The organism is Pseudomonas sp. TE3786 (genome assembly GCF_054057335.1).
On record NZ_JBSRZF010000030.1, the window covers coordinates 1 to 19,761 of the forward strand.

Genomic DNA, 19,761 nt, shown 5'->3' on the forward strand with positions numbered 1-19,761 from the left:
ACCCCGTCATTCCTGCGTAGGCAGGAATCCAGAATTGCAGAACGAACGGTGCACTCCTGAAAGATTCTGGATTCCAGCCTTCGCTGGAATGACGGTGGTTCTGGCACGGGAGCAGGGATGTTTTTAGGGGTTAGCTGAAACGCACGAAGGCCAGGTAAACATCCTTTGCCTTCAAACCCCCCGTCATTCCTGCGTAGGCAGGAATCCAGAATTGCAGAACGAACGGTGCACTCCTGAAAGATTCTGGGTTCCAGCCTGCGCTGGAATGACGGTGGTTTTGGCACAGGAGCACGTTCGCTTTTAGCGGGTTGCTGAAACGCACAGAGGCCGCGTAAACCTCCTTCGCACTCAAAAACCCCGTCATTCCTGCGTAGGCAGGAATCCAGAATTGCGGAACGAACGGTGCACGCCTGAAAGATTCTGGATTCCAGCCTTCGCTGGAATGACGGTGGTTTTGGCACAGGAGCACGTTCGCTTTTAGGGGGTTGCTGAAACGCACAGAGGCCGCGTAAACATCCTTTGCCCTCAAAACCCCGTCATTCCTGCGTAGGCAGGAATCCAGAATTGCGGAACGAACGGTGCACTCCTGAAAGACTCTGGATTCCAGCCTGCGCTGGAATGACGGGGGGGTTGGCGCAGAAAGAGGCAAAAAAAAGCGGCTGAAACCGCTCCCACAAACCTCTCGGTCCTTGTGGGAGCGGCTTCAGCCGCGATGCTTTTAGAGCAGAAGGGCAAACCCGGTATCAGTGAGCCCGGTGCAAAGTTAAGCCCCGCCCATGCGGTAAACGCTGATCAACACTTCATGCTCGCTAACACCATCAATGGTGCCGACAAAGATATAGTCGTTCATCCACGCATGCTTGCCCGGCTGGGTTTTGAAGGCCGGCACAGTGCGGCAGTAGAAGTCGGTTTCTTTCATGTCTTTGAGTTCCAGGCCTTTGGCTTTCTTGGCCAGCCCCGACTCATTCATGCGCCAGATGCCGGCGTTGTCGATGATGATGATTTCACCGTCATCCGTTTTCAGCCGGTACAGGGCGTTGATGCGGGTAACACCGTCTTCGCGCATCACTGACATGTCCGCACCGCCGGGCACCACGGTGCCTTTCATTTCCTTACCGTCGATGTCTTTGCCGATGAAGGTGCCGCCGGCAATCGGGTAGTTCAGACGCAGGCCGTCCGGGCCTTTGCCCATTTCTTCCCGTGGGCCGAGTTGCACGTTGATTTGCAGCACCAGGTCGTTGGTCAGGCGGTTGGGGATCTTCTCCTTCAGCTCGTTGGCCTGGGCTGGCGGCAACCAGGCTGTAGCCATGGCCAGGCAGAGAGCGCCGAACAGGCGCAGGGTGTTGCGTTGGGTGTTTAGTACATTCATTCGTGCAGTCTCGAATCTCGATGGGAAGCCACCCCGCGCCAGGCGGGGGTGGCGTTGTGTTAACGCATCAGAGCGGGCGGCTGAAGGCCGACAGCGGGTTGTGGCGACAGGGCTGCTTGAGCAGCGTGTCGCAGGCTGGCAGCGCTTGCGGCACGGTTACACCGGTCAGCTCGCCCAGTACCAGGCGCGAGGGGTGCTGCGCGTCGTGGTACACACTGTTGCGGCTCTGCAACGAGTAGTAGGCGAAACCGTAGCCACCGGTGCGCGAAGGCGCGTCAATCCAGATGCGCAGCTTGGAGCCCTTGCGGAACGGGTGGGAGAACGGTGGAATTTCCACGCGGCCCAGGGCTGGTACGTTCGGCAGCATCGGCTGGATGGCATCCGGCTCGTCGACCAGCCAAGGGCGCAGTTCGGTGGACTTGCTCTCGTCCAGCTTGCGATTGGACATGCGCAGCCAGCCACGTTGGACGAATACTTCCTTGTCGTCCGGGCGCACCTCGGTGATGGTCACCTGCACGTCCGTATCAGGCGCCAGGAAGGTGGACAGCCAGATATCTGCGCTGGCGGTGCCGTAGCTGAGCAAGTCACGCTCAAACGGTGCGCTGGTGTAGGCCAGGCTGCCCTGTTTCCACAGCGGATGCTGCCAGCCCCAGGCGTTGTCCTTGAGGTAGGTGTTCACGTCCGGGCCGGGGATCGGGTAGAGGTAGGCGTCCGGCTTGCCGCTGCCCTGGCCGCCCTCGATCAGCTCGCCGTCTTTGCTCAAGGCGAAGCTCACCGGCTTGACCGCAAGCGGGTAGTGGTCGCGCTCGATGGTCCAGCCAGGGTTCGCCGTCTCGTTCGGTTGATGGCGACCTTCGCGGACATCAGCCACCGTCTCTTGCCAAATTTCCAGACGCTTGGTGCTCTCGAAACCGTTCTGCTCACCTTTCACGAAATGGTCGAGGAAGGGATACAGCTTCTCCTTGCGGAAGTGCTCCGATTCGTAGAGGTTGTGGCCGCCACTGGACTGCACCATCCACAACAGTTTCGGGTCAAGACGTTCCTGGTAGTAGCCTTCGCGGGCCAGTACCGCTTCGTCCTGCCAGCTCTGCATGGACAGCACCGGCACCTGCACCTCGTTGGCACGATTGCGCGGCTCGCGTTGCTTGGTCCACTCATCGCGCAGCGGGTGGCGAATCAGGTTGTACATCAGCGAGGAGCTGACCACTTTCGCCTTGTTCGCTTCGACCTGGGCCAGGCAGCGTTTGTCCTTCTCTGTTTCGGCGCTGGCCTTGACCGCGTCCCAGCGCATGTCGACGAACCAGTGCCAGGTCGTGGTGAACTCCTGGTTGGGCACGCCACCCGGGGCCCAGCTGTCGCTACGCGGGTCACCGAGGATCATGCCTGGAGCAATGGCCTTGAGCCCTTTGGGTCGTTCGGTGGCGGTCATCAGCTGCGACATGCCGGCCCAGGACCAGCCGAACATGCCGACACTACCGTTGGACCAACTCTGCTGCGCCGCAAACTCCACGGCACTGCGACCGTCGGTGCCGTACTGTGGCCCGAGGAAGTCGAAGGTGCCCTGTGAGCAGCCGGTGCCACGGGCCTGTACGCCCATCACGGCGTAGCCGCGCTCGACCAGGTCCTTGTCCATCGCGACCGAGAAGGTCTCGTTGTCGGCCAGGTAGGCCGAGCCGCCGATGCTGCCGGAGTCGTAGCCGCTGTAGCGGATCAAGACGGGGAATTTGCCTTCGCCCTTGGGCAGCAGTACCGAGTAGCGCAACTCGGTGCCATCGGCTGCGGTGATATAGCCGGTAACGCGCTTGCTCCAGAAGGCCTGGAAGCTGCGATCGGCAGGCGGCGGACCTTCCATCGGTGGTTGGGTGTTACAGCCGGCCATCAGCAACGCGGCGCAGAGGGCGCATAGGCCAAGGGCACGCTTGATAGGGGGGATCTGCATAACTGAACCTCAGTATTGGCTAGGTATTCTCTAGGTCTGGACGGCAGAAATGTCTGCCGCTACGAGTCAGAAATTCTTCATCGCCGAGAACACGACGGTGGCCTGGCAGTCGCCGCCCTTGCCGAAGTTGTTCTGGCACTCGGCCTTGGACAGGTCGGTGTCGATGTAGGCGGCCTTCCACTCCAGGTCCCACATGCGCTTGGTCAGGGATACGCCCCAGTCGCTGTAGCCACTACGGGTGTTGCCACTGCCCGAGCGCCAGGCGTTTTCGTCAGGCGTCCAGGTGTGGCCGTAGCGCACGTTCAGTTTGGTGGCATAGGGCAGGTAGAAGTCGTACTCAGCCCAGCCGATGGTGCGGTGCGGGTCACGCTCGGGAATGAGGCCTGGCAGTTGTACCCATGGCGGGATCTGGCCGGCTGCCTGGGCCGCGTGTGCAGCAGCAATGTCCTTGTTGGCATCGTCGATCGGTTTGGGTGTCTGCAGGTCCCAGGCGTACTTCACGCCGACGGTGGCCTGGCGGTAGCTGAGGGTGCCGATGAGCTCGTCGAAGTTGATCCAGCTGTCGCCGGGGTATTCGTAGCGGATGTAGGTCAGCGAGTAACGGGTGTCCTCGGTGATCGGCCGACCAATGCCGACGTAGTAGCCCATCTCGCGGTTGGCCTCGGTGTCCATGTCGACGGATACACCGTAGGCGCCTAAGTACAGGCCGCTCAGCTTGTGCACCAGGGTAGCGTTGCCTTGGTAGACGGGGGCGCCGCCCATGTTCAGTGAGAGACCTCCCACGCGCCAGTCGCTGGCGATACCAAGGTTTATGTCCAGCATGGTCTCCGGGGTCAAGTCGACGGCCTGAGCACAGAGGGAGAGGGCGAGCAGGCTGCCGGCCAACCCCCGGGTTGCAATCTTGTTCATGTACTTCTGCTCCTTTGTTCTGATTTATTTGGCAGAGAAGAGGTCGATCTGCTTTTTCTTGTTATTTGCCTGCTCACTTTTGCGGGCATGACAAGGCCCTGGCTCGTGCGCAGGCGAACCGAAAAGTGGCTGAGGCTTGGTGTTGTCAGGTGCTGGTGAGGTGGTTGGCTAGAACGATTCTGGTTGTGCGTGGTTCTCCTTGCTGGGTTAGTCGACTCGGTAGCACTCGATCCATACCCCGTGCTCGGCGGGATAGGTGATGACCCCCAAGAACAGGTGCTGTGTCAGCCACTGGTAGCGCGGGCTGTCGGTGGTGAACTGCGGTGTGCAGCGGCAGCGGTATTCGTGCTCTGGTATAGGCCACTGGCTCTGTGCCAGACGTTGACCTTTTTCAGTCAGCCTCAACAGCCCTCGGTTGCGCACGCCAATCACCGCACCGTCGTCACAGTGCAGTTGGTAGTTGGCGTCCAGCACGCCGGTGCCGTCGTCGAGTTCCAGGTAGTAATCCGCGCCGCCGCCGGGGACAACGCCCTCCAGGCCCGGGCCGGCGAAACGGCCACCGAGAATCGGGTAATCGATACGCTCACCCAGCTCAGTGCGGCCGCGGCTGATGCCGGGGCCGATCTGTACGCTTAGGTACATGGCCAGTTGCAGCGTTGGCTCAGGCATCGGAACGGATCCGGTTCCAAAGGCGTGTGAGCAGACGTTGTGCGGCCATTTTCGGTGGCTCGATCTGGAACAGCAGATGGCGATCGGCCTCGGGCACAAACAGGTTTTTCTCGCCGAGCAGTTCGGGGTTGATCAGTGGCGTGCTGGCCGGGTTGGGGTTGGGGTAGCCGATCTGGTTGGTGATGCGGGCGATCACCTCTGGCTGCAGCAGGTAGTCGATAAAGGCGTGGGCCTGTTTGATGTTTTTCGCGCCCCTGGGGATGACCATATCGTCCGACCACTGCAGCGTGCCCTGACGCGGCAAGGCCATGCGAATGTCGATGCCGTTGTTGGCAGCCAGCGCCATGTTGTGCGCCGCCAGCATGCCGCCCGACCAGCCCAGGGCCACGCAGATATCGCCATTGGCCAGGTCTTGCGGGTACTTGGCCGAGTTGAAATAGCGCACGTACGGGCGAATGGATTTGATCAAGGCTTCGGCTTTGGCGTAGTCCTCTGGTTTGTCGCTGCTGGGGTTCAGGCCCAGGTAGTGCAGGGCGATAGGCACCACTTCATCGGGGCTGTCGAGAATGGCCACGCCGCACTGGCTAAGCTTGGCGATGTTCTCGGGTTTGAACAGCAGGTCGTAGTCGCGCATGTCCACGTCTTTGCCCAACACTGCTTCCACCTTGGCCTTGTTGTAGCCAATGAGCGTGCTGCCCCACAGGTACGGCACGGCGTAGCGGTTGCCGGGGTCGAGTTGTTGGCGGGCGGCCATGAACGCCGGGTCCAGCTGATTGAAGTGCGGCAGTTGGCTGCGGTCCAGCGGTTGCAACGCTTTGGCGTTGATCAGGTTGGGCACCTGGCTGCTGCTGGGAAAGGCCACGTCATAGCCGGCCGAGCCGGTGAGCAGTTTCGCTTCCAGGGTTTGCGGGCTGTCGAAGACGTCGTACACCAGGCTGATGCCAGTCTGCGCTTTGAAATCCTCCAGCACGTCCTTGGGCAGGTATTCGATCCAGTTGTAAATGCGCAGCTCGCCGCCGATTGGCTCGGCCTGGGCGGCCAGGCTGGCGCCACCGATGAGCAACCCCAGCAGGCAGTGTTTCAGCACGTGTGTCATGTCAACTCCTAAAGGTGGCTCACAGGGCGCAGGCCAGGGAACGGATCAGGCGCAGGGTGTCGATATCCAGCACGCTCTCGGCAATCGGTAGCGAGGACTGTTTGACGATGACCACCTGCCGGGCGAAATCGATATACAGAATCTGCCCATGAATGCCCACCGCCAGCAGCGCTTCGTTGGGGTACACATACCACTGGCTTTTATAGGTGGCGCCGGGGCTCCACAGGGCGAAGGTTTCGTTGGCGGCGTAGATGGCCGGGTCGCCACCTTGCAGCACGGCCTGAATGGCCGCTGCGGGAATCAACTGCTGACCGTTCGCTTCGCCACTGGCCAGTAGCAACGAGCCAAAGCGCGCCATGTCCCGCAGCGTGGCGTTAAAGCCGGCGCCGGCGACATTGCGGCCCCAGGGGTCGGCAACGAAAAACCCATCACGCTCGCAGCCCAGCCCTTGCCACACGTCGTGCAATTGTTCCGCACAGCTGCGGCCGCTGGCGCGCTCCATCACCCAGGCCAGGGCTTCGGTGGTGGCGGTCACGTAATGGAAAAAGCCGCCGTGTTCGCCTTTTTTGCGGGTGGCGGGCAGGTATTCGTACAAGGACTGGCTGGCAGCGACGCCGGCGGGCGGCACGGTCAGGCCGCAGGCGTAGCCGAACTGCGAGCTACCGGAGAGCGGGTCGTCATAGACCTCGTCGTAATCGATGGCTACGGCCATATCCAGCAACTGGCGCACGGTGGCATCACCAAACGCGCTACCGGCGAGCTCCGGCACATAGTCGCTGGCCAGCGCCTGCTCCTGCAGCTGGCCGCTGCCGACCATGGCTTGCGCCAGTACGCCGATCAGCGACTTGGTCACCGAGAACATGATGTGGCGCTTGTGCGCCTGGTGGCCGTTGAAGTAGTCCTCCTGCAGCACCGCGCCGTTTTTCATCACCAGCCAGCCATCGGTGTAGCTGGCCGCCAGGTGCTGCTGCAAGGTCACGGTGAGGCCGGCGGCGCTTTCAAAGCTGAAGTCGTTCAGGCGTTTGGCGGCAAGGGCCAGCGGCACGGCGGGCGTGTTGCCGCGCTCCACGCTGATGCTCGGGCGAATGCGCCCCAGGTTATGAAAGGCCCAGCGGTTGTGCGGCGGGCTCATGAAGTTATGCCAGGTGACCCGGTGCTCGGCGGCAGGCGGAAAGCCCTGCATCAAAGGCGGGGTGGGCTCGGCACCGGCTTCATAAGCACCCATAAGGGCCTGGGCGAACTCGCTATTAGTCATGATGTGGGGGCACGTCTCGTCGTTGGCGATGACATGTTTTATTCATATAAAAACTTATAGTCAACTAAAAAGATTGACCGCAGTCTAAATTTACCTAGAATCAGCCACTTATCAGGATGGCCTGGGAGGGCGTGGCGTGAGTGGTTTACGGCAGCGACAAAAAGAGGCGCGCAGGGAAGCGATCGTCACGGCGGCCCTGGGGCTATTTGAAACCCACGGCTTTGCTGCCACCACGGTGGAGCAGATTGCGGTGCAGGCCGGGGTGTCGACGCCGACAGTGTTCAACTACTTCGGCAACAAGCAGGAGATTCTCCTGGCCCTGGTGGAGCATGCCGACAAGCAAGCCATCCTCGACGCACGCTCGCAGATCCCCGAGTTCGATAACGCCGTGGACGCCATGTGCCACCTCGAATCGCTGATCGTGCGCCACGAACTGAAGGTGCTGCCGCCGGCCATCTGGCGTGAGCTGCTGCCGCTGAGCATGATCACCGCGCCGCCGGAGCAGGTGTCCACCCTCAACGCCGGCCTGGTAAGCGAAATCGCCAACCTGCTGCGCGAACTGCAAGAACGCAAAATGCTCAGCACCACAGTGGACGTCGACTTCGTCGCCTACTTCCTCAACGACTACAGCTCCATGCTGTTCATGCGCCTGGTGCAAGACGATGTGCCCGACTTCGACGCCCACGCCCAACGCATCCGCCAGTTGACCCAGACCCTGTTCGACGGGCTGAAGCCCTGACCGACTCTTGCGGCTTGCGCTCCCCGCGCAAGCCGCCGGTAGAACGCCACGCGAGAGGCGTTTTTTTGCCGCCCCAGCCTGTTGGCCATGATGTGTGAGCGTTGTGGTTGAGGGGTGTGGGCGGCTTTTTTGCGATTGGGGGTAGTGCAGAGCAAGGCGAGGGAGGAGGGTAGCCCCGATATTTCCACTTCCCCATTTGGCTCTTTTAACTTAGCTTAACTGTGCTTTTAAGATGTTCACTTTCCTGCGCTTTGCTGTATGCCTTATATTTCAAGGGTTGGCGCTGTTTTTTTTAAGATAATATCCAGGACCTTTCGAGATATTTACCGATGGCTGAGTTTTATCATCACCAGCTTGAGCTGCTGAATCCGTCTTTCGATTCAGAGCTGGCTGATGTGTTGATGGAGCTTGAGCAACTTCGTCGATTGCGTCTTGAAGGTGATACGCCGCCTTCGGTTTTCTTCCAGTTGAAGTCGCTATTTCATGCCTTGGAAAGTCTCGGTTCTGCCCGAATCGAGGGCAACCACACCACATTGGCCGATTACATCGATAGCAAGGTTGAAGGCGAAGCCGAGGCAACTGATCAACTGCGCGAGGTCGCCAACATTGAAAAAGCCATGGATTTCGTCGAAACCGTCATGGCCCCTGGCGAACCACTGACCGAGCGAACCATTCGGGAACTGCACAGCATGGCTGTGCAAGGGCTGGAGCGAGAGGGTGATCGAACGCCAGGTGCCTATCGGACTGCTGGGGTGCATATCGCCCAATCGGACCATCTGCCACCAGAAGCCGTGATGGTTCCCGGCTATATGGAGGAGCTGGTTGCCTTTGTGAATAAAAAGGATCCGCCCAAATACGACCTGATGAAGGTCGCGCTTGCGCACCATCGCTTCGGCTGGATCCACCCGTTCAGCAATGGCAACGGTCGCGTTGTGCGGCTGCTCACTTATGCGCTGATGATCAAGTACGGTTTTAATGTCAGCACGGGTGGCCGGGTGCTCAACCCGACGGCAATTTTTTGCAATGACCGCGAGCGTTACTACGCCATGCTGGCGACGGCCGACCTAGGTACACACGCTGGATTGGAGACGTGGTGCACCTACGTGCTCGATGGCATTCGAGTAGAGCTGGAAAAGGTCGACAGGTTGACTCACTACAGCTACCTGACCAAGCACATTCTCGGCCCGGCCGTCACCATGGCCAGAGAGCGGGAGTGGATCACGGATGCAGAGCGATTGGTGTTAGGGGCGGCTATCGACGCGAAGGTGGTGAAGTCCGGCGATATCGCTGCCGTTTTGCCGGCTCTGACAGCCGGGCAGCGCACCTACCAGATCCGCAAACTGGTGGACCAGGGCATGCTCCTGCCCATCACGGCGGGTGCCCGGCAATACACCATCGGCTTTTCCAACAATTTCCTGATTCGCGGCGTGATCAAAGCGCTCCGTGATCAAGGTTTCATTCCGGAGCCGTTGGATAAGCCATAGGAAATGGCAAGTTGAGCGCTGCTTGTGCGCCAGAAACGAAAAAAGCCCCGGGCATTCACCCGGGGCTTTCTCATTTATATGGTGCACCAGGCGGGATTCGAACCCACGACCCCTGCCTTCGGAGGGCAGTACTCTATCCAGCTGAGCTACTGGTGCAGCGCGGCGCCATGATACGCATGTCGCTCGCGGGCGTCCATTGCGGGGCGTTTTGTTCGCTTTATCAAACGAAAGTACTAATCCCCACGGTGACTGATCAGAAAAGCAGCAACTTTCGTGGGTTTTCGTACATTTTTTCGAACAGGCTATTGCCCTTTAGTGGTTACCTCCCTAGGATTCGTTTGAGATTTCAAACGCCCTCGACGCTCACAGCCGCAGACCGAACCAAGCGATCCGCTGCTGTTCCAAAAGCCCGTCATCAGCGCTCAATCCGTTCTACGTGTCATCCACTATTCTTCGCTGCAGCCTTTAACCGCTGCGGCGGCTTACAACAATTTTGTCTGCCGCTATGGCGGCGGGCTTAAGGAGACGGCTATGCAACTCAAAGACGCTCAATTGTTTCGCCAGCAAGCCTTTATCGACGGCGCTTGGGTAGACGCGGACAGCGGCCAGACCATCAAGGTCAACAACCCGGCCACCAACGAAATCCTCGGCACCGTGCCGAAAATGGGCGCTGCCGAAACCAAGCGTGCCATCGAAGCTGCCGACAAGGCCCTGCCGGCCTGGCGTTCGCTGACTGCCAAAGAGCGCGCCAACAAGCTGCGTCGCTGGTTTGAGTTGATGATCGAAAACCAGGACGACCTCGGTCGCCTGATGACCCTCGAGCAGGGCAAGCCATTGGCTGAAGCCAAGGGCGAAATCGCTTATGCCGCTTCCTTTCTGGAGTGGTTCGCTGAAGAAGCCAAGCGCGTATATGGCGACGTAATTCCAGGCCACCAGCCGGACAAACGCCTGATCGTGCTCAAGCAGCCTATCGGCGTCACCGCGGCCATCACGCCGTGGAACTTCCCGGCGGCGATGATCACCCGTAAAGCCGGCCCGGCCCTGGCCGCTGGTTGCACCATGGTGCTCAAGCCTGCCAGCCAAACGCCGTACTCCGCTTTGGCCCTCGCCGTACTGGCCGAGCGCGCCGGCATTCCGAAAGGCGTGTTCAGCGTGGTGACCGGTAGTGCGGGCGACATCGGCAGTGAGCTGACCAGCAACCCTATCGTGCGCAAACTGTCGTTCACCGGCTCGACCGAAATCGGTCGTCAGCTGATGGCTGAATGCGCCCACGACATCAAGAAAGTGTCGCTGGAACTGGGCGGCAACGCGCCGTTTATCGTGTTCGACGATGCTGATCTGGACGCCGCCGTAGAAGGCGCGCTGATCTCCAAATACCGCAACAACGGCCAGACCTGCGTCTGCGCCAACCGTCTGTACATTCAAGACAGCGTGTACGACGCGTTCGTGGAAAAACTGAAAGTGGCCGTGGCCAAGCTCAAAATCGGCAACGGTCTTGAAGACGGCACCACCACCGGCCCGCTGATCGACAACAAGGCCGTAGCCAAGGTTGAAGAGCACATTGCCGACGCCCTGAGCAAAGGCGCGAAAATCGTCTTCGGCGGCAAGGCCCACAGCCTGGGCGGCAGCTTCTTCGAGCCGACCATTCTGGTCGACGTACCGAAAAACGCCGCTGTGGCCAAAGAAGAAACCTTCGGCCCGCTGGCACCGCTGTTCCGCTTCAAAGACGAAGCCGATGTGATCGCCCAGGCGAACGACACCGAGTTCGGTCTGGCCTCGTATTTCTATGCCCGCGACCTGGGTCGTGTGTTCCGTGTAGCCGAAGCGCTGGAGTACGGCATGGTGGGTATCAACACCGGTCTGATCTCCAACGAAGTCGCGCCGTTTGGTGGTATCAAGGCTTCTGGTCTTGGTCGCGAAGGTTCCAAGTACGGCATCGAGGATTACCTCGAAATCAAGTATTTGTGCTTGGGCGTCTAATGCAGCTTTGTAGTACCCCGGGGTGGAACCAAAGAGCCGGCCCACCCGGGCGCAACACCGCAATAAAAGAACCTGAGCAATCGGCAGGCGCGGCAGTCGATCATCGAATGCTGCGCGCGCCCCTCCCGGTTGCGTTTATCCCACTGCGCCGCCCGATCAGCGGCGAATGAGGACCGCACCATGAGCAAGACTAACGAATCCCTGATGCAACGCCGCATGGCCGCCGTACCGCGCGGTGTGGGCCAGATTCACCCGATTTTCGCCGAGCGCGCCGAGAACGCCACCGTGTGGGACGTGGAAGGTCGGGAATTTATCGACTTCGCCGGCGGTATCGCTGTGCTCAACACCGGCCACCTGCACCCGAAAGTGGTAGCAGCGGTGCAAGAGCAGCTGACCAAGCTGTCGCACACCTGCTTCCAGGTGCTGGCCTATGAGCCTTACGTGGAACTGTGCGAAGAGATCGCCAAACGCGTACCGGGCGACTTCGCCAAGAAAACCCTGCTGGTCACCTCCGGTTCCGAAGCCGTAGAAAACGCCGTGAAGATCGCCCGCGCTGCCACTGGCCGTGTCGGCGTGATCGCCTTCACCGGCGCTTACCACGGCCGCACCATGATGACCCTGAGCCTGACCGGCAAAGTGGTGCCGTACTCCGCTGGCATGGGCCTGATGCCTGCCGGTGTGTACCGCGCCCAGTCGCCGTGCGAGCTGCACGGTGTCAGCGAAGACGAGTCCATCGCCAGCATCGAACGTATCTTCAAGAACGATGCCCAGCCGTCCGATATCGCCGCCATCATCATCGAGCCGGTGCAGGGCGAAGGTGGTTTCTACACCAACTCCAAAGCCTTTATGCAGCGTCTGCGCGCCCTGTGCGACCAACACGGCATTCTGCTGATCGCCGACGAAGTGCAAACCGGCGCTGGCCGTACCGGCACCTTTTTCGCCACCGAGCAACTGGGTGTGATCCCGGACCTGACCACCTTCGCCAAATCGGTTGGCGGTGGTTTCCCGATTTCCGGTGTCAGCGGTAAAGCCGAAATCATGGACGCCATCGCCCCGGGCGGTCTCGGCGGCACCTACGCCGGTAGCCCGATTGCCTGCGCCGCGGCCCTGGCCGTGCTGAAAGTGTTCGACGAAGAAAAACTGTTGGAGCGCTCGCAAGCCCTGGGCGAACGCCTGAAGGCCGGTCTGCGCGACATCCAAGCCAAGCACAAGGTGATTGGTGACGTGCGTGGCCTGGGTTCGATGATCGCCATCGAGCTGTTCGAAGGCGGCGACACCCACAAGCCGGCCGCTGAGCTGGTTGGCAAGATCGTCGCTCGCGCTCGCGAGAAGGGCCTGATCCTGCTGTCTTGCGGCACCTACTACAACGTCATCCGCTTCCTGATGCCGGTCACCATTCCTGAAGCTCAACTGGACAAAGGCCTGGCCATTGTCGCCGAGTGCTTCGACGAACTCGCCTAGGGCTCACCAGCTCGGCAAGTTTGAGACCCGCTTCGGCGGGTCTTTTTTTGCCGGATGCGCAGCCGATGGACTCGCGTTATCCCAGTGGATTCAACTGCCGATCAAACGCCGCCATTTTCGGAAAGCGCAGCGGCTCCACGTCCTCCACACGCACCAACTGCTCGCGGTAATCGGCGAGCATGGCGGTGCGTGCTTCGTTGTCGATATAGGGCACGTGATACGCCGCAAACGGCGGCAGCACGCTAAGCCCGGCATACGCCAACGTACCGCGCTGCAGGTGGCGCAACATCAAGTTCAGCTCCCCGTGAATCGCCGCCTCATCGGCAAACATATGCGGCTGCGCGCCGAGGGTGAAGCTGAGCATGGCTTTCTTGCCGGCCAGCCCGCCTTTGTCATAGAAGCGCAGACCGCCGTAGCACACGCCGGACACCAGCACGCGGTCGATCCAGCCCTTGAGAATGGCCGGCACCGAACACCAGAAAATCGGGAAGTTGAAGATCACCAAATCGGCCGCCAGCAGCTTTTCCAGCTCGGCGCTGATGTCGGCGGCCAAGGCGCCTTGGCCATGGGCGTGGCGTTGTTCCAGGGCGTAAACCAGGTAGTCCGGGTTGCTGCGAACGCCGAAGTCTGCGGCGCTGGCGATCGGGTTCCAGTTCATGGCGTACAAGTCGGACACCTGCACGTTATGGCCGGCGGCCTCGAAGGTGGTGACGGCCAGGTCTTTCATGGCGGTGCAGAACGATTGCGGCTCGGGGTGCGCGTGGACGATAAAAACGTTCATGGATAAGCCTTGTAACGGAGACGAAAAAACGGCGCCGAAGCGCCGCTATGAAGTACGGATTAAAGCGATCAGGCCGTTTGGGTTTGCTGGGTGGCCGCGTTCTTTTCTTCGGTGCGGGTCCAGCGATTGGCCCGGGCGAAGGTGCCGAAGTCGTTGAAGCGCACACCCGCTTCGCGCATCACCTTGTGGGCGAAGGGCACGGTGAGCTGGCGGATATAGAAGGGTTCCTTGACCACGAAGTGGTGGATCGCATGGCTGCTGCCGAAGTTGAAGCAGAACGCCTGCAGCGGCCACAGCCACACCGGGTTGAGCACCTGGCATTGCTGGATCACGTTGCCCGGCTCGATGTCGCCGTAGTAGTGCATGTTGGAGCTGACAAAGTGCAGGCTGAAGGTACGCAGCACGTTAGGGCCAACCAGCACCACCACGGCAATGTTCACCACCTGCATCACTTCCAGCGTGGTCGCCGACCATTCAATCGGCGCGCCCAGCAGGGTGCTAACGAAGGTGCTGAGATGGAAACCGAGGAACACATACCAGGTGCCCCAGTTCATCAGGCCCAGTGGCGAGTAGACCTTCACGGTGCGGCTGACGATGGTCCACTTGTGGGTCCAGGTCTTGGCGCGCAGGAAGCGGATAAACGAGGACATCATGTTGTCGCCCACCATCAGCAGGCGCGCGATGCCCCAGGGCTCGCCGTTGGTGATGGCGCGTTCTTCCATATCGGTTTCGGTGCCGGACACCTTGTGGTGGTTCAGGTGCAGGTGGCGACGTACCCAGGGGTTGATGGTGCTTGGGCGGGCCAGCCATACCAGGGCCATCATCAGATTGTGCGGCACGCGCTTTTTGCGAAAGTACATCGAGTGGATCAGGTCATGCTCCAGCTCGTGGGTCAGCGAAGCAAAGAACGCGTTGAGCAGCAGGCACGCCCACCAGGCCATATAGCCTTCGATATACAGCGCGGCGCTGCCGATCATGCCGAGCAGGGCAAAGGCGAGGATGCCGGCACCGAGGGCGTCCTGGTGGTTAAGAATCGGGAAACGCTGGCGCAGTTCAACGCCATGCGCCATCACCACTTCGCGAATATGCGCAGCACGTTGTTGCGCATTCTGGCTCACGGGGCTTGCAGGAGAGTGGGACATGCTTACATCCTCTATTTAACGTGAGGCTACTGTGCCGGCCTGGACGCGCGCCGGCCTGACCTCTAACGCCAACCTGTTGACCGGATGCGCCAATCTGCATGACTGCCGAACCCACTTCCCTCGCCAGCTGGACCCGTGCCCTGCGCAAGCAGCTGGATGCACTGGGCCTCAATAGCGCCCAGCTGTGCCAGGAAGCCGGCCTCGATCCTGCCCTGATGGAACATCCCAACGCCCGCTACCCGCTGTCGGCCACCACCCGCCTGTGGCGGCTGGCGGTAGCGGCCAGCGGCGATCCGGCGCTGGGTCTGAAAACCTCGCAATACGTCAGCCCCACCAGCTTTCATGCGTTGGGTTATGCCCTGGTCGCCAGCAGCAGCCTGCGTGAAGTGTTCGAACGTATCGTGCGTTACCACCAGGTGGTCAGCGATGCCCTGAGCCTGGAACTGAAAGCCCTGCCGGACCGTTATGAGTTTCGCCTGAAAGTGCCGCTGGACCGCCCGGCACCAGCGCCGGAAGCGGTGGATGCTTTTATCGCCATCTACGTGCGCACCTGCCGCAACCGCCTGGGCCGCGACTTTGCGCCGTTGGCCGTGTACCTGCGCCGACCGCAACCCGCCGACCCCAGCCCGTGGCACGACGCGCTGCGTGCGCCTATCCACTTTGCTGCCACGGAAGACCTGCTGCAGTTCCCCCGCGAGGCCTTCGACAGCCCCCTCGAAGACGGTAACCAGGAGCTGGCCGAGCACAACGAAACCGTGCTCAAGCGCACCCTCGAACAGTTGCACCCGGTTACTTGGCGGCGGCGTGTCTGCACCTGCCTGGAAAACCAATTGCCCAACGGCGAGCCGTCTGCCGAACGCATCGCCAACAGCCTGCACCTGAGCCTGCGCAGCCTGCAGCGGCACCTGGCGGACGAGGGCTGCAGCTACGAAAGCCTGCTTAGCGAAACCCGCCAGAACCTGGCCCTGCAGCATATGCGCGACCCGCATTGCTCCATCAGCGAGATTGCCTACCTGCTCGGTTTTGCCGACAGCAGCAGTTTCAGCCGCGCATTCAAACGCTGGACCGGCACAGCCCCCAGCCAGTACCGCGATAGCCTGCTGGCCAAAGGTGCCGGCACATAGGACTAAAGCGCACTGGCAGCGCGGCCGATGACATGCTCGAATACGTGACCGTGACGCTTACTCGTCCCGTAGGAGCGGCTTTGGCCGCGATGCTCTTGACCTTAAAAGCATCGCGGCTGAAGCCACTCCTACGAGGTCCAGGCAGCGCCACGCCGCACCATAAAAACAAGAGGTTTGCCGATGCGCCCCGCCTACTCCCGACGCCCTTGGGTCTGCCTGCTGCATGCCGTTGGCCTGGCCGTGTTGATGGCGGTGTACCAGTGGATGCAGTTACCGCTGTTCCTCAGCATTCCCGCCTACCTGCTGCTGGCCCTGTGGCCCTGGCTCGGGCCATGGAAGCTGCCGGCCGAAGAGCCTGGCCGAGCTGCCCAGCCGCAGCCGGCATTCAACGAACTCAGCCGGAACCTCTCGCGCAGCACCTGCCATAACGCCTTGTCGGCAGCCCAGGTGGCCTTTGGCGTGAAGCAGATGGCCGACAAGCTGCAATCGCAGTTGCAGGTGGTGGAGCAGGTCAGCGTCGGCGCCCAGGCGATGACCGACACCGAACAGGCCAGCGCGCAACGGGCCGAACAGGCCCTGAGCGCCGCCCATGCCGTGCGCGAACGCAGTGACGAGGGCCAGCAGGCGCTGCAGCAGGCCATCGCGCGGATGCAGCAGCTGAGTGTGCAGGCCGCCGACAGCCGTGAGTTGATGGATGGCCTGAGCAGCCGTACCGAGCAGATCCAGCAGGTCACTCAAGTGATCCAGGCCATTGCCAGCCAGACCAATCTGTTAGCCCTTAACGCCGCCATCGAGGCCGCCCGCGCCGGCGATCAGGGGCGTGGTTTTGCCGTGGTCGCCGACGAGGTGCGCAAGCTAGCCGGGCGTACCGCTGAAGCCACCGAAGAGGTGGCGCAGATCGTCAGCGATATCCGCCAGCAAAGCGGCGCGGTGGTCAGTCATATCCAGCAGCAGGCCAGCGAGCTGGACCAGGCGGCCGCCCAGGTCGAGGCCATGGGTGGGCAACTGCAGGGCATTACCGGCTTGGCCAGTGACGTGGAAAGCCAGGTGGCGTTTATTACCCGTGGTACCGAGAGCAATCACCAGCAACTGTCGGCGTTGTTCGTGGCGCTGGAGCAACTGCGCAGCGATGTGCATGGCAGCGAGACGCAGACCCGCGAGCTGGCCACTGCTGCGCAGCGTCTGGTGGGGCAGGCCGAGAGCGTCAGCGAGCAGTTGGCCGAGGTCGGTCTGGACGATTACCACCAGCGTATTTACGACCTCGCCCGCGAAGGTGCGGCCGCCATCGGCGCGCAGTTCGACGCCGATATCCAGGCCGGACGGGTCAGCCTCAGCGACTTGTTCGACCGCAGCTATCAACCCATCGCCAACAGCTACCCGGCGAAATACCGCACCCGTTTCGACGCCTATGCCGACCAGGTGCTGCCGACCATTCAGGAGCCCTTGCTGGCCCGTCATGAGGGCCTGGTGTTCGCCATCGCCAGCACCCCGGAAGGCTACGTGCCGACCCATAACCGCGCGTTCAGTCATGCGCCAACTGGCGACCGCGCCGTGGACACCCTGAAGAGTCGCAGCAAGCGCCTGTTCAACGACCCCACCGGCATCCGTTGCGGCAGCCATCAGCAGGCGTTGTTGCTGCAAACCTACAGCCGCGATACCGGCGAACTGATGCATGACCTGTCGGTGCCGATCACGGTGCAGGGGCGGCATTGGGGTGGGTTGCGCTTGGGGTATCGGCCGGAGGCGTAATGGTGTGGGTAGCACGGCCCCGTAGGAGCGGCTTCAGCCGCGATGCTGTTGATCTTGAGCATCGCGGCTGAAGCCGCTCCTGCGGGTGCGCGTGGGGTTTAGTGCTGCGCCACTTCTCGCAGTCGCTGGATATCGACAATCTCGATCTCGCCATAGGTCAGCCGTACAATTCCCTGCGCCTGCAGGTCTTTGAGGATCTGGTTGGTGGTCTGCCGGGAGATGGCCAGCATCAGCGCCAGCTGTTCTTGCGCCAGGTGCAGCACACGGCGCGGGTCGCCCTCGCCGTAGTTGTCGGCAATCATCAGCAGGCGCTGGGCCAGGCGCGGCGCGGCGGGTAGCAGACTGATCTGTTCCAGGGCGATAAAGGCCAGGCGTAGCTTCTGGCTCATCAGCAGGGCGAAGTCCCGCCAGTAGGCTGGTTGGCGTTGCAGCAGCGCGGTCAGTACCGCTTGCGGCACATGCAGCAGCACGGTCGGGCCTTCGGCGAAGGCGTCATGGGTACGCGGCTGGCCGTCGAACAGCGAAATCTCGCCGAACCAGTAGGGCGGCTCCACCAGGGTGAGCAACGCTTCCTTGCCATTGACGCTTACCGCGCCCACACGCACCGCGCCTTCCACCACGGCATACAAGCCGCACGGTTGATCGCCGCGATGGAACAGCCGCTCGCCGCCCTGCAATCGGCGCAGCGCCGCGCTGCCCAGCAGCTCATCCTGCAGCGCCGCTGGCAGCGTGCTGAACCAATGGCCGGTGCGCAGCAAGGATAGGTACGGCAGAGAATGGTCCATGGATGTATCCGGTCGCCGTAGAAGGTTTGTCAGCTACCTGACAGAGTTGCAGCTTACCCAACCTGCATGATTCATCCAGCCCGAATAGAGGCAACCCCTGAGGACATAAGATGAAAACCCTGATTGATCACCTTGCCCAATACGCTACCTACCACCGCGACCGGCGCAATATCTTCACCCACTTCATTGGCGTGCCGATGATTGCCTTTGCCGTCACCGCACTGCTCTCTCGTCCGGGCTTCAGCGCCATGGGTCTGTGGTTGTCGCCGGCTACCCTGTGCGCGCTGGCTTCGGCGATTTTCTATCTGCGTCTGGACCTGCGCCTGGGGCTGCTGATGAGCGCCTTGCTGGGCCTCAGCCTGTGGGGCGGTGCCAACCTGGCACAGGAAAGCACCCTGGTGTGGTTGAGCGGCGGCCTGGGGTTGTTTGTGGTGGGTTGGATCATCCAGTTCATCGGCCATTACTACGAAGGGCGCAAACCGGCCTTTGTCGATGACTTGTCCGGGCTGATCGTCGGTCCGCTGTTTGTGGTCGCAGAGCTGCTGTTCCTGGTGGGAATCCGCGATGAGGTACGGCTGGCCATCGAAGAGCGCGCCGGCCCGACCCATATCCGCGGCAAAGACGCCTTGGTCTGATAGTGCCATTTGCCGCCCGCTTTCCCAGCGCCGGTGGCTACCCTTCAGGCCGCTTCAGCGGCTTGGGCCGTGGGTATGGCGGCCTGGTCTGACTGCTGAGCGCAACGGCGGCCGACACAATCGTCCTATCTGACTCGGAGGGGACGACGATGCAAGTGCGGATCACCAAGCTGGTCATGGTGGCTATGGTGGGGCTGTTTGCCCTGCTGGTCGGGGCGGACAACATCCTCGACTACGGCACCAACTTCTCTTATGTGCAGCATGTGCTGGCAATGGACACCGTCCCGCCCAGCACCCTTCAGCATTGGCGGGCGATCAGCAGCCCGCTTGTGCACCATCTGACCTATGCCCTGATCATTGCCTGCGAACTCGCCATCGGCGTCATCTGTCTGCTCGGCGCGCTGCGTTTGAGTTGGGCACGGGCCTGCCGGGCGGCGCAGTTCAACGCCGCCAAACGCACCGCCATCGTCGGCCTGGTGCTGGGTTTTGCCTTGTGGTTTTTCGGTTTTATGGTGGTCGGCGGGGAATGGTTTCAGATGTGGCGATCGCCTGCCTGGAACGGCCAGCAGGCCGCCTTCCGTTTTGCCTGCTGCCTGGGGTTGGTGCTGCTGTTTGTTGCGCAGCGGGATGACGACCCGGTTTAG

17 protein-coding genes and 1 tRNA gene are annotated in these 19,761 nt (G+C 61.3%); 8 read left to right on the forward strand and 10 right to left on the reverse strand.

All coding sequences use genetic code 11. The features are described 5' to 3' along the window. Window positions 1–763: 763 nt before the first annotated feature. The 6 genes from ACVW0Y_RS22690 to ACVW0Y_RS22715 all read right to left on the reverse strand — a co-directional run bounded on the left by ACVW0Y_RS22690 (window position 764) and on the right by ACVW0Y_RS22715 (window position 7,237). On the reverse strand, window positions 764–1,369 hold the full coding sequence (locus ACVW0Y_RS22690; RefSeq protein ID WP_457441472.1) for a DUF3237 domain-containing protein: 606 nt from the start codon (window positions 1,367–1,369) through the stop codon (window positions 764–766). Between the two features lie 67 nt (window positions 1,370–1,436). Further along, on the reverse strand, window positions 1,437–3,308 hold the full coding sequence (locus ACVW0Y_RS22695) for a CocE/NonD family hydrolase (protein ID WP_457441474.1): 1,872 nt from the start codon (window positions 3,306–3,308) through the stop codon (window positions 1,437–1,439). Between the two features lie 66 nt (window positions 3,309–3,374). After that, complete coding sequence (locus ACVW0Y_RS22700) at window positions 3,375–4,217, reverse strand: TorF family putative porin (protein WP_457441476.1); 843 nt, start codon at window positions 4,215–4,217, stop codon at window positions 3,375–3,377. A 207-nt stretch (window positions 4,218–4,424) separates the two neighbouring features. After that, window positions 4,425–4,886 (reverse strand): DUF3237 domain-containing protein, encoded by a 462-nt coding sequence (locus ACVW0Y_RS22705; protein ID WP_457441478.1) that lies wholly within the window; start codon window positions 4,884–4,886, stop codon window positions 4,425–4,427. Further along, the gene (locus ACVW0Y_RS22710; protein ID WP_457441479.1) at window positions 4,879–5,982 is read right to left on the reverse strand and encodes a polyamine ABC transporter substrate-binding protein; all 1,104 of its coding nucleotides are present in this window, start codon (window positions 5,980–5,982) and stop codon (window positions 4,879–4,881) included. Before ACVW0Y_RS22710 ends, ACVW0Y_RS22705 begins: the two co-directional genes overlap by 8 nt. A 19-nt stretch (window positions 5,983–6,001) precedes the next feature. Beyond that, window positions 6,002–7,237: a serine hydrolase domain-containing protein gene (locus tag ACVW0Y_RS22715; RefSeq protein ID WP_457441481.1), complete on the reverse strand. Its 1,236-nt coding sequence runs from the start codon at window positions 7,235–7,237 to the stop codon at window positions 6,002–6,004. Window positions 7,238–7,373: 136 nt separating this feature from the next. Here ACVW0Y_RS22715 and ACVW0Y_RS22720 point away from each other — a divergent pair, with 136 nt between their 5' ends. Together ACVW0Y_RS22720 and ACVW0Y_RS22725 are read left to right on the forward strand one after the other, a co-directional pair. Continuing rightward, on the forward strand, window positions 7,374–7,976 hold the full coding sequence (locus ACVW0Y_RS22720) for a TetR/AcrR family transcriptional regulator (protein WP_457441483.1): 603 nt from the start codon (window positions 7,374–7,376) through the stop codon (window positions 7,974–7,976). A 329-nt stretch (window positions 7,977–8,305) separates the two neighbouring features. Beyond that, on the forward strand, window positions 8,306–9,460 hold the full coding sequence (locus ACVW0Y_RS22725; RefSeq protein ID WP_457441485.1) for a Fic family protein: 1,155 nt from the start codon (window positions 8,306–8,308) through the stop codon (window positions 9,458–9,460). 79 nt (window positions 9,461–9,539) lie between these two features. Here the strand turns inward: ACVW0Y_RS22725 and ACVW0Y_RS22730 are convergent. Beyond that, window positions 9,540–9,616, reverse strand: a tRNA-Arg gene (locus ACVW0Y_RS22730). A gap of 375 nt (window positions 9,617–9,991) precedes the next feature. Here ACVW0Y_RS22730 and gabD point away from each other — a divergent pair. After that, a complete protein-coding gene (gabD, locus tag ACVW0Y_RS22735) occupies window positions 9,992–11,440 on the forward strand; it encodes an NADP-dependent succinate-semialdehyde dehydrogenase (RefSeq protein WP_457441487.1) in 1,449 nt (482 codons plus the stop codon). Window positions 11,441–11,620: 180 nt separating this feature from the next. After that, complete coding sequence (gabT, locus tag ACVW0Y_RS22740; protein ID WP_457441489.1) at window positions 11,621–12,901, forward strand: 4-aminobutyrate--2-oxoglutarate transaminase; 1,281 nt, start codon at window positions 11,621–11,623, stop codon at window positions 12,899–12,901. A 76-nt stretch (window positions 12,902–12,977) separates the two neighbouring features. On the opposite strand, the gene ACVW0Y_RS22745 is transcribed toward gabT, so the two are convergent. Together ACVW0Y_RS22745 and ACVW0Y_RS22750 are read right to left on the reverse strand one after the other, a co-directional pair. Beyond that, on the reverse strand, window positions 12,978–13,682 hold the full coding sequence (locus tag ACVW0Y_RS22745; RefSeq protein ID WP_457441491.1) for an NAD(P)H-dependent oxidoreductase: 705 nt from the start codon (window positions 13,680–13,682) through the stop codon (window positions 12,978–12,980). A 68-nt stretch (window positions 13,683–13,750) separates the two neighbouring features. After that, window positions 13,751–14,824: a fatty acid desaturase gene (locus ACVW0Y_RS22750; RefSeq protein WP_457441493.1), complete on the reverse strand. Its 1,074-nt coding sequence runs from the start codon at window positions 14,822–14,824 to the stop codon at window positions 13,751–13,753. 98 nt (window positions 14,825–14,922) lie between these two features. Between ACVW0Y_RS22750 and ACVW0Y_RS22755 the strand changes: the two genes are divergently transcribed. Continuing rightward, window positions 14,923–15,948, forward strand: coding sequence for an AraC family transcriptional regulator (locus ACVW0Y_RS22755; RefSeq protein WP_457441495.1), 1,026 nt, complete (start codon window positions 14,923–14,925; stop codon window positions 15,946–15,948). A 531-nt stretch (window positions 15,949–16,479) separates the two neighbouring features. Next, window positions 16,480–17,697 (forward strand): methyl-accepting chemotaxis protein, encoded by a 1,218-nt coding sequence (locus ACVW0Y_RS22760; protein WP_457441534.1) that lies wholly within the window; start codon window positions 16,480–16,482, stop codon window positions 17,695–17,697. 98 nt (window positions 17,698–17,795) lie between these two features. Here the strand turns inward: ACVW0Y_RS22760 and ACVW0Y_RS22765 are convergent, their stop codons facing one another. After that, window positions 17,796–18,482, reverse strand: coding sequence for a Crp/Fnr family transcriptional regulator (locus ACVW0Y_RS22765; RefSeq protein WP_457441497.1), 687 nt, complete (start codon window positions 18,480–18,482; stop codon window positions 17,796–17,798). A 110-nt stretch (window positions 18,483–18,592) separates the two neighbouring features. Between ACVW0Y_RS22765 and ACVW0Y_RS22770 the strand changes: the two genes are divergently transcribed. Together ACVW0Y_RS22770 and ACVW0Y_RS22775 are read left to right on the forward strand one after the other, a co-directional pair. Beyond that, window positions 18,593–19,117, forward strand: a complete 525-nt coding sequence (locus tag ACVW0Y_RS22770; RefSeq protein WP_457441499.1) for an Mpo1 family 2-hydroxy fatty acid dioxygenase — start codon at window positions 18,593–18,595, stop codon at window positions 19,115–19,117. Between the two features lie 149 nt (window positions 19,118–19,266). Then, complete coding sequence (locus ACVW0Y_RS22775) at window positions 19,267–19,761, forward strand: DUF2165 family protein (protein WP_457441501.1); 495 nt, start codon at window positions 19,267–19,269, stop codon at window positions 19,759–19,761.

Coding starts and splice junctions, on each gene's coding strand:
- ACVW0Y_RS22690 (WP_457441472.1), bottom strand. CDS start 1,369: ATGAATGTACTAAACACCCAACGCAACACCCTGCGCCTGTTCGGCGCT.
- ACVW0Y_RS22695 (WP_457441474.1), bottom strand. CDS start 3,308: ATGCAGATCCCCCCTATCAAGCGTGCCCTTGGCCTATGCGCCCTCTGC.
- ACVW0Y_RS22700 (WP_457441476.1), bottom strand. CDS start 4,217: ATGAACAAGATTGCAACCCGGGGGTTGGCCGGCAGCCTGCTCGCCCTC.
- ACVW0Y_RS22705 (WP_457441478.1), bottom strand. CDS start 4,886: ATGCCTGAGCCAACGCTGCAACTGGCCATGTACCTAAGCGTACAGATC.
- ACVW0Y_RS22710 (WP_457441479.1), bottom strand. CDS start 5,982: ATGACACACGTGCTGAAACACTGCCTGCTGGGGTTGCTCATCGGTGGC.
- ACVW0Y_RS22715 (WP_457441481.1), bottom strand. CDS start 7,237: ATGACTAATAGCGAGTTCGCCCAGGCCCTTATGGGTGCTTATGAAGCC.
- ACVW0Y_RS22725 (WP_457441485.1), top strand. CDS start 8,306: ATGGCTGAGTTTTATCATCACCAGCTTGAGCTGCTGAATCCGTCTTTC.
- gabD (WP_457441487.1), top strand. CDS start 9,992: ATGCAACTCAAAGACGCTCAATTGTTTCGCCAGCAAGCCTTTATCGAC.
- gabT (WP_457441489.1), top strand. CDS start 11,621: ATGAGCAAGACTAACGAATCCCTGATGCAACGCCGCATGGCCGCCGTA.
- ACVW0Y_RS22745 (WP_457441491.1), bottom strand. CDS start 13,682: ATGAACGTTTTTATCGTCCACGCGCACCCCGAGCCGCAATCGTTCTGC.
- ACVW0Y_RS22750 (WP_457441493.1), bottom strand. CDS start 14,824: ATGTCCCACTCTCCTGCAAGCCCCGTGAGCCAGAATGCGCAACAACGT.
- ACVW0Y_RS22755 (WP_457441495.1), top strand. CDS start 14,923: ATGACTGCCGAACCCACTTCCCTCGCCAGCTGGACCCGTGCCCTGCGC.
- ACVW0Y_RS22760 (WP_457441534.1), top strand. CDS start 16,480: ATGACCGACACCGAACAGGCCAGCGCGCAACGGGCCGAACAGGCCCTG.
- ACVW0Y_RS22765 (WP_457441497.1), bottom strand. CDS start 18,482: ATGGACCATTCTCTGCCGTACCTATCCTTGCTGCGCACCGGCCATTGG.
- ACVW0Y_RS22770 (WP_457441499.1), top strand. CDS start 18,593: ATGAAAACCCTGATTGATCACCTTGCCCAATACGCTACCTACCACCGC.
- ACVW0Y_RS22775 (WP_457441501.1), top strand. CDS start 19,267: ATGCAAGTGCGGATCACCAAGCTGGTCATGGTGGCTATGGTGGGGCTG.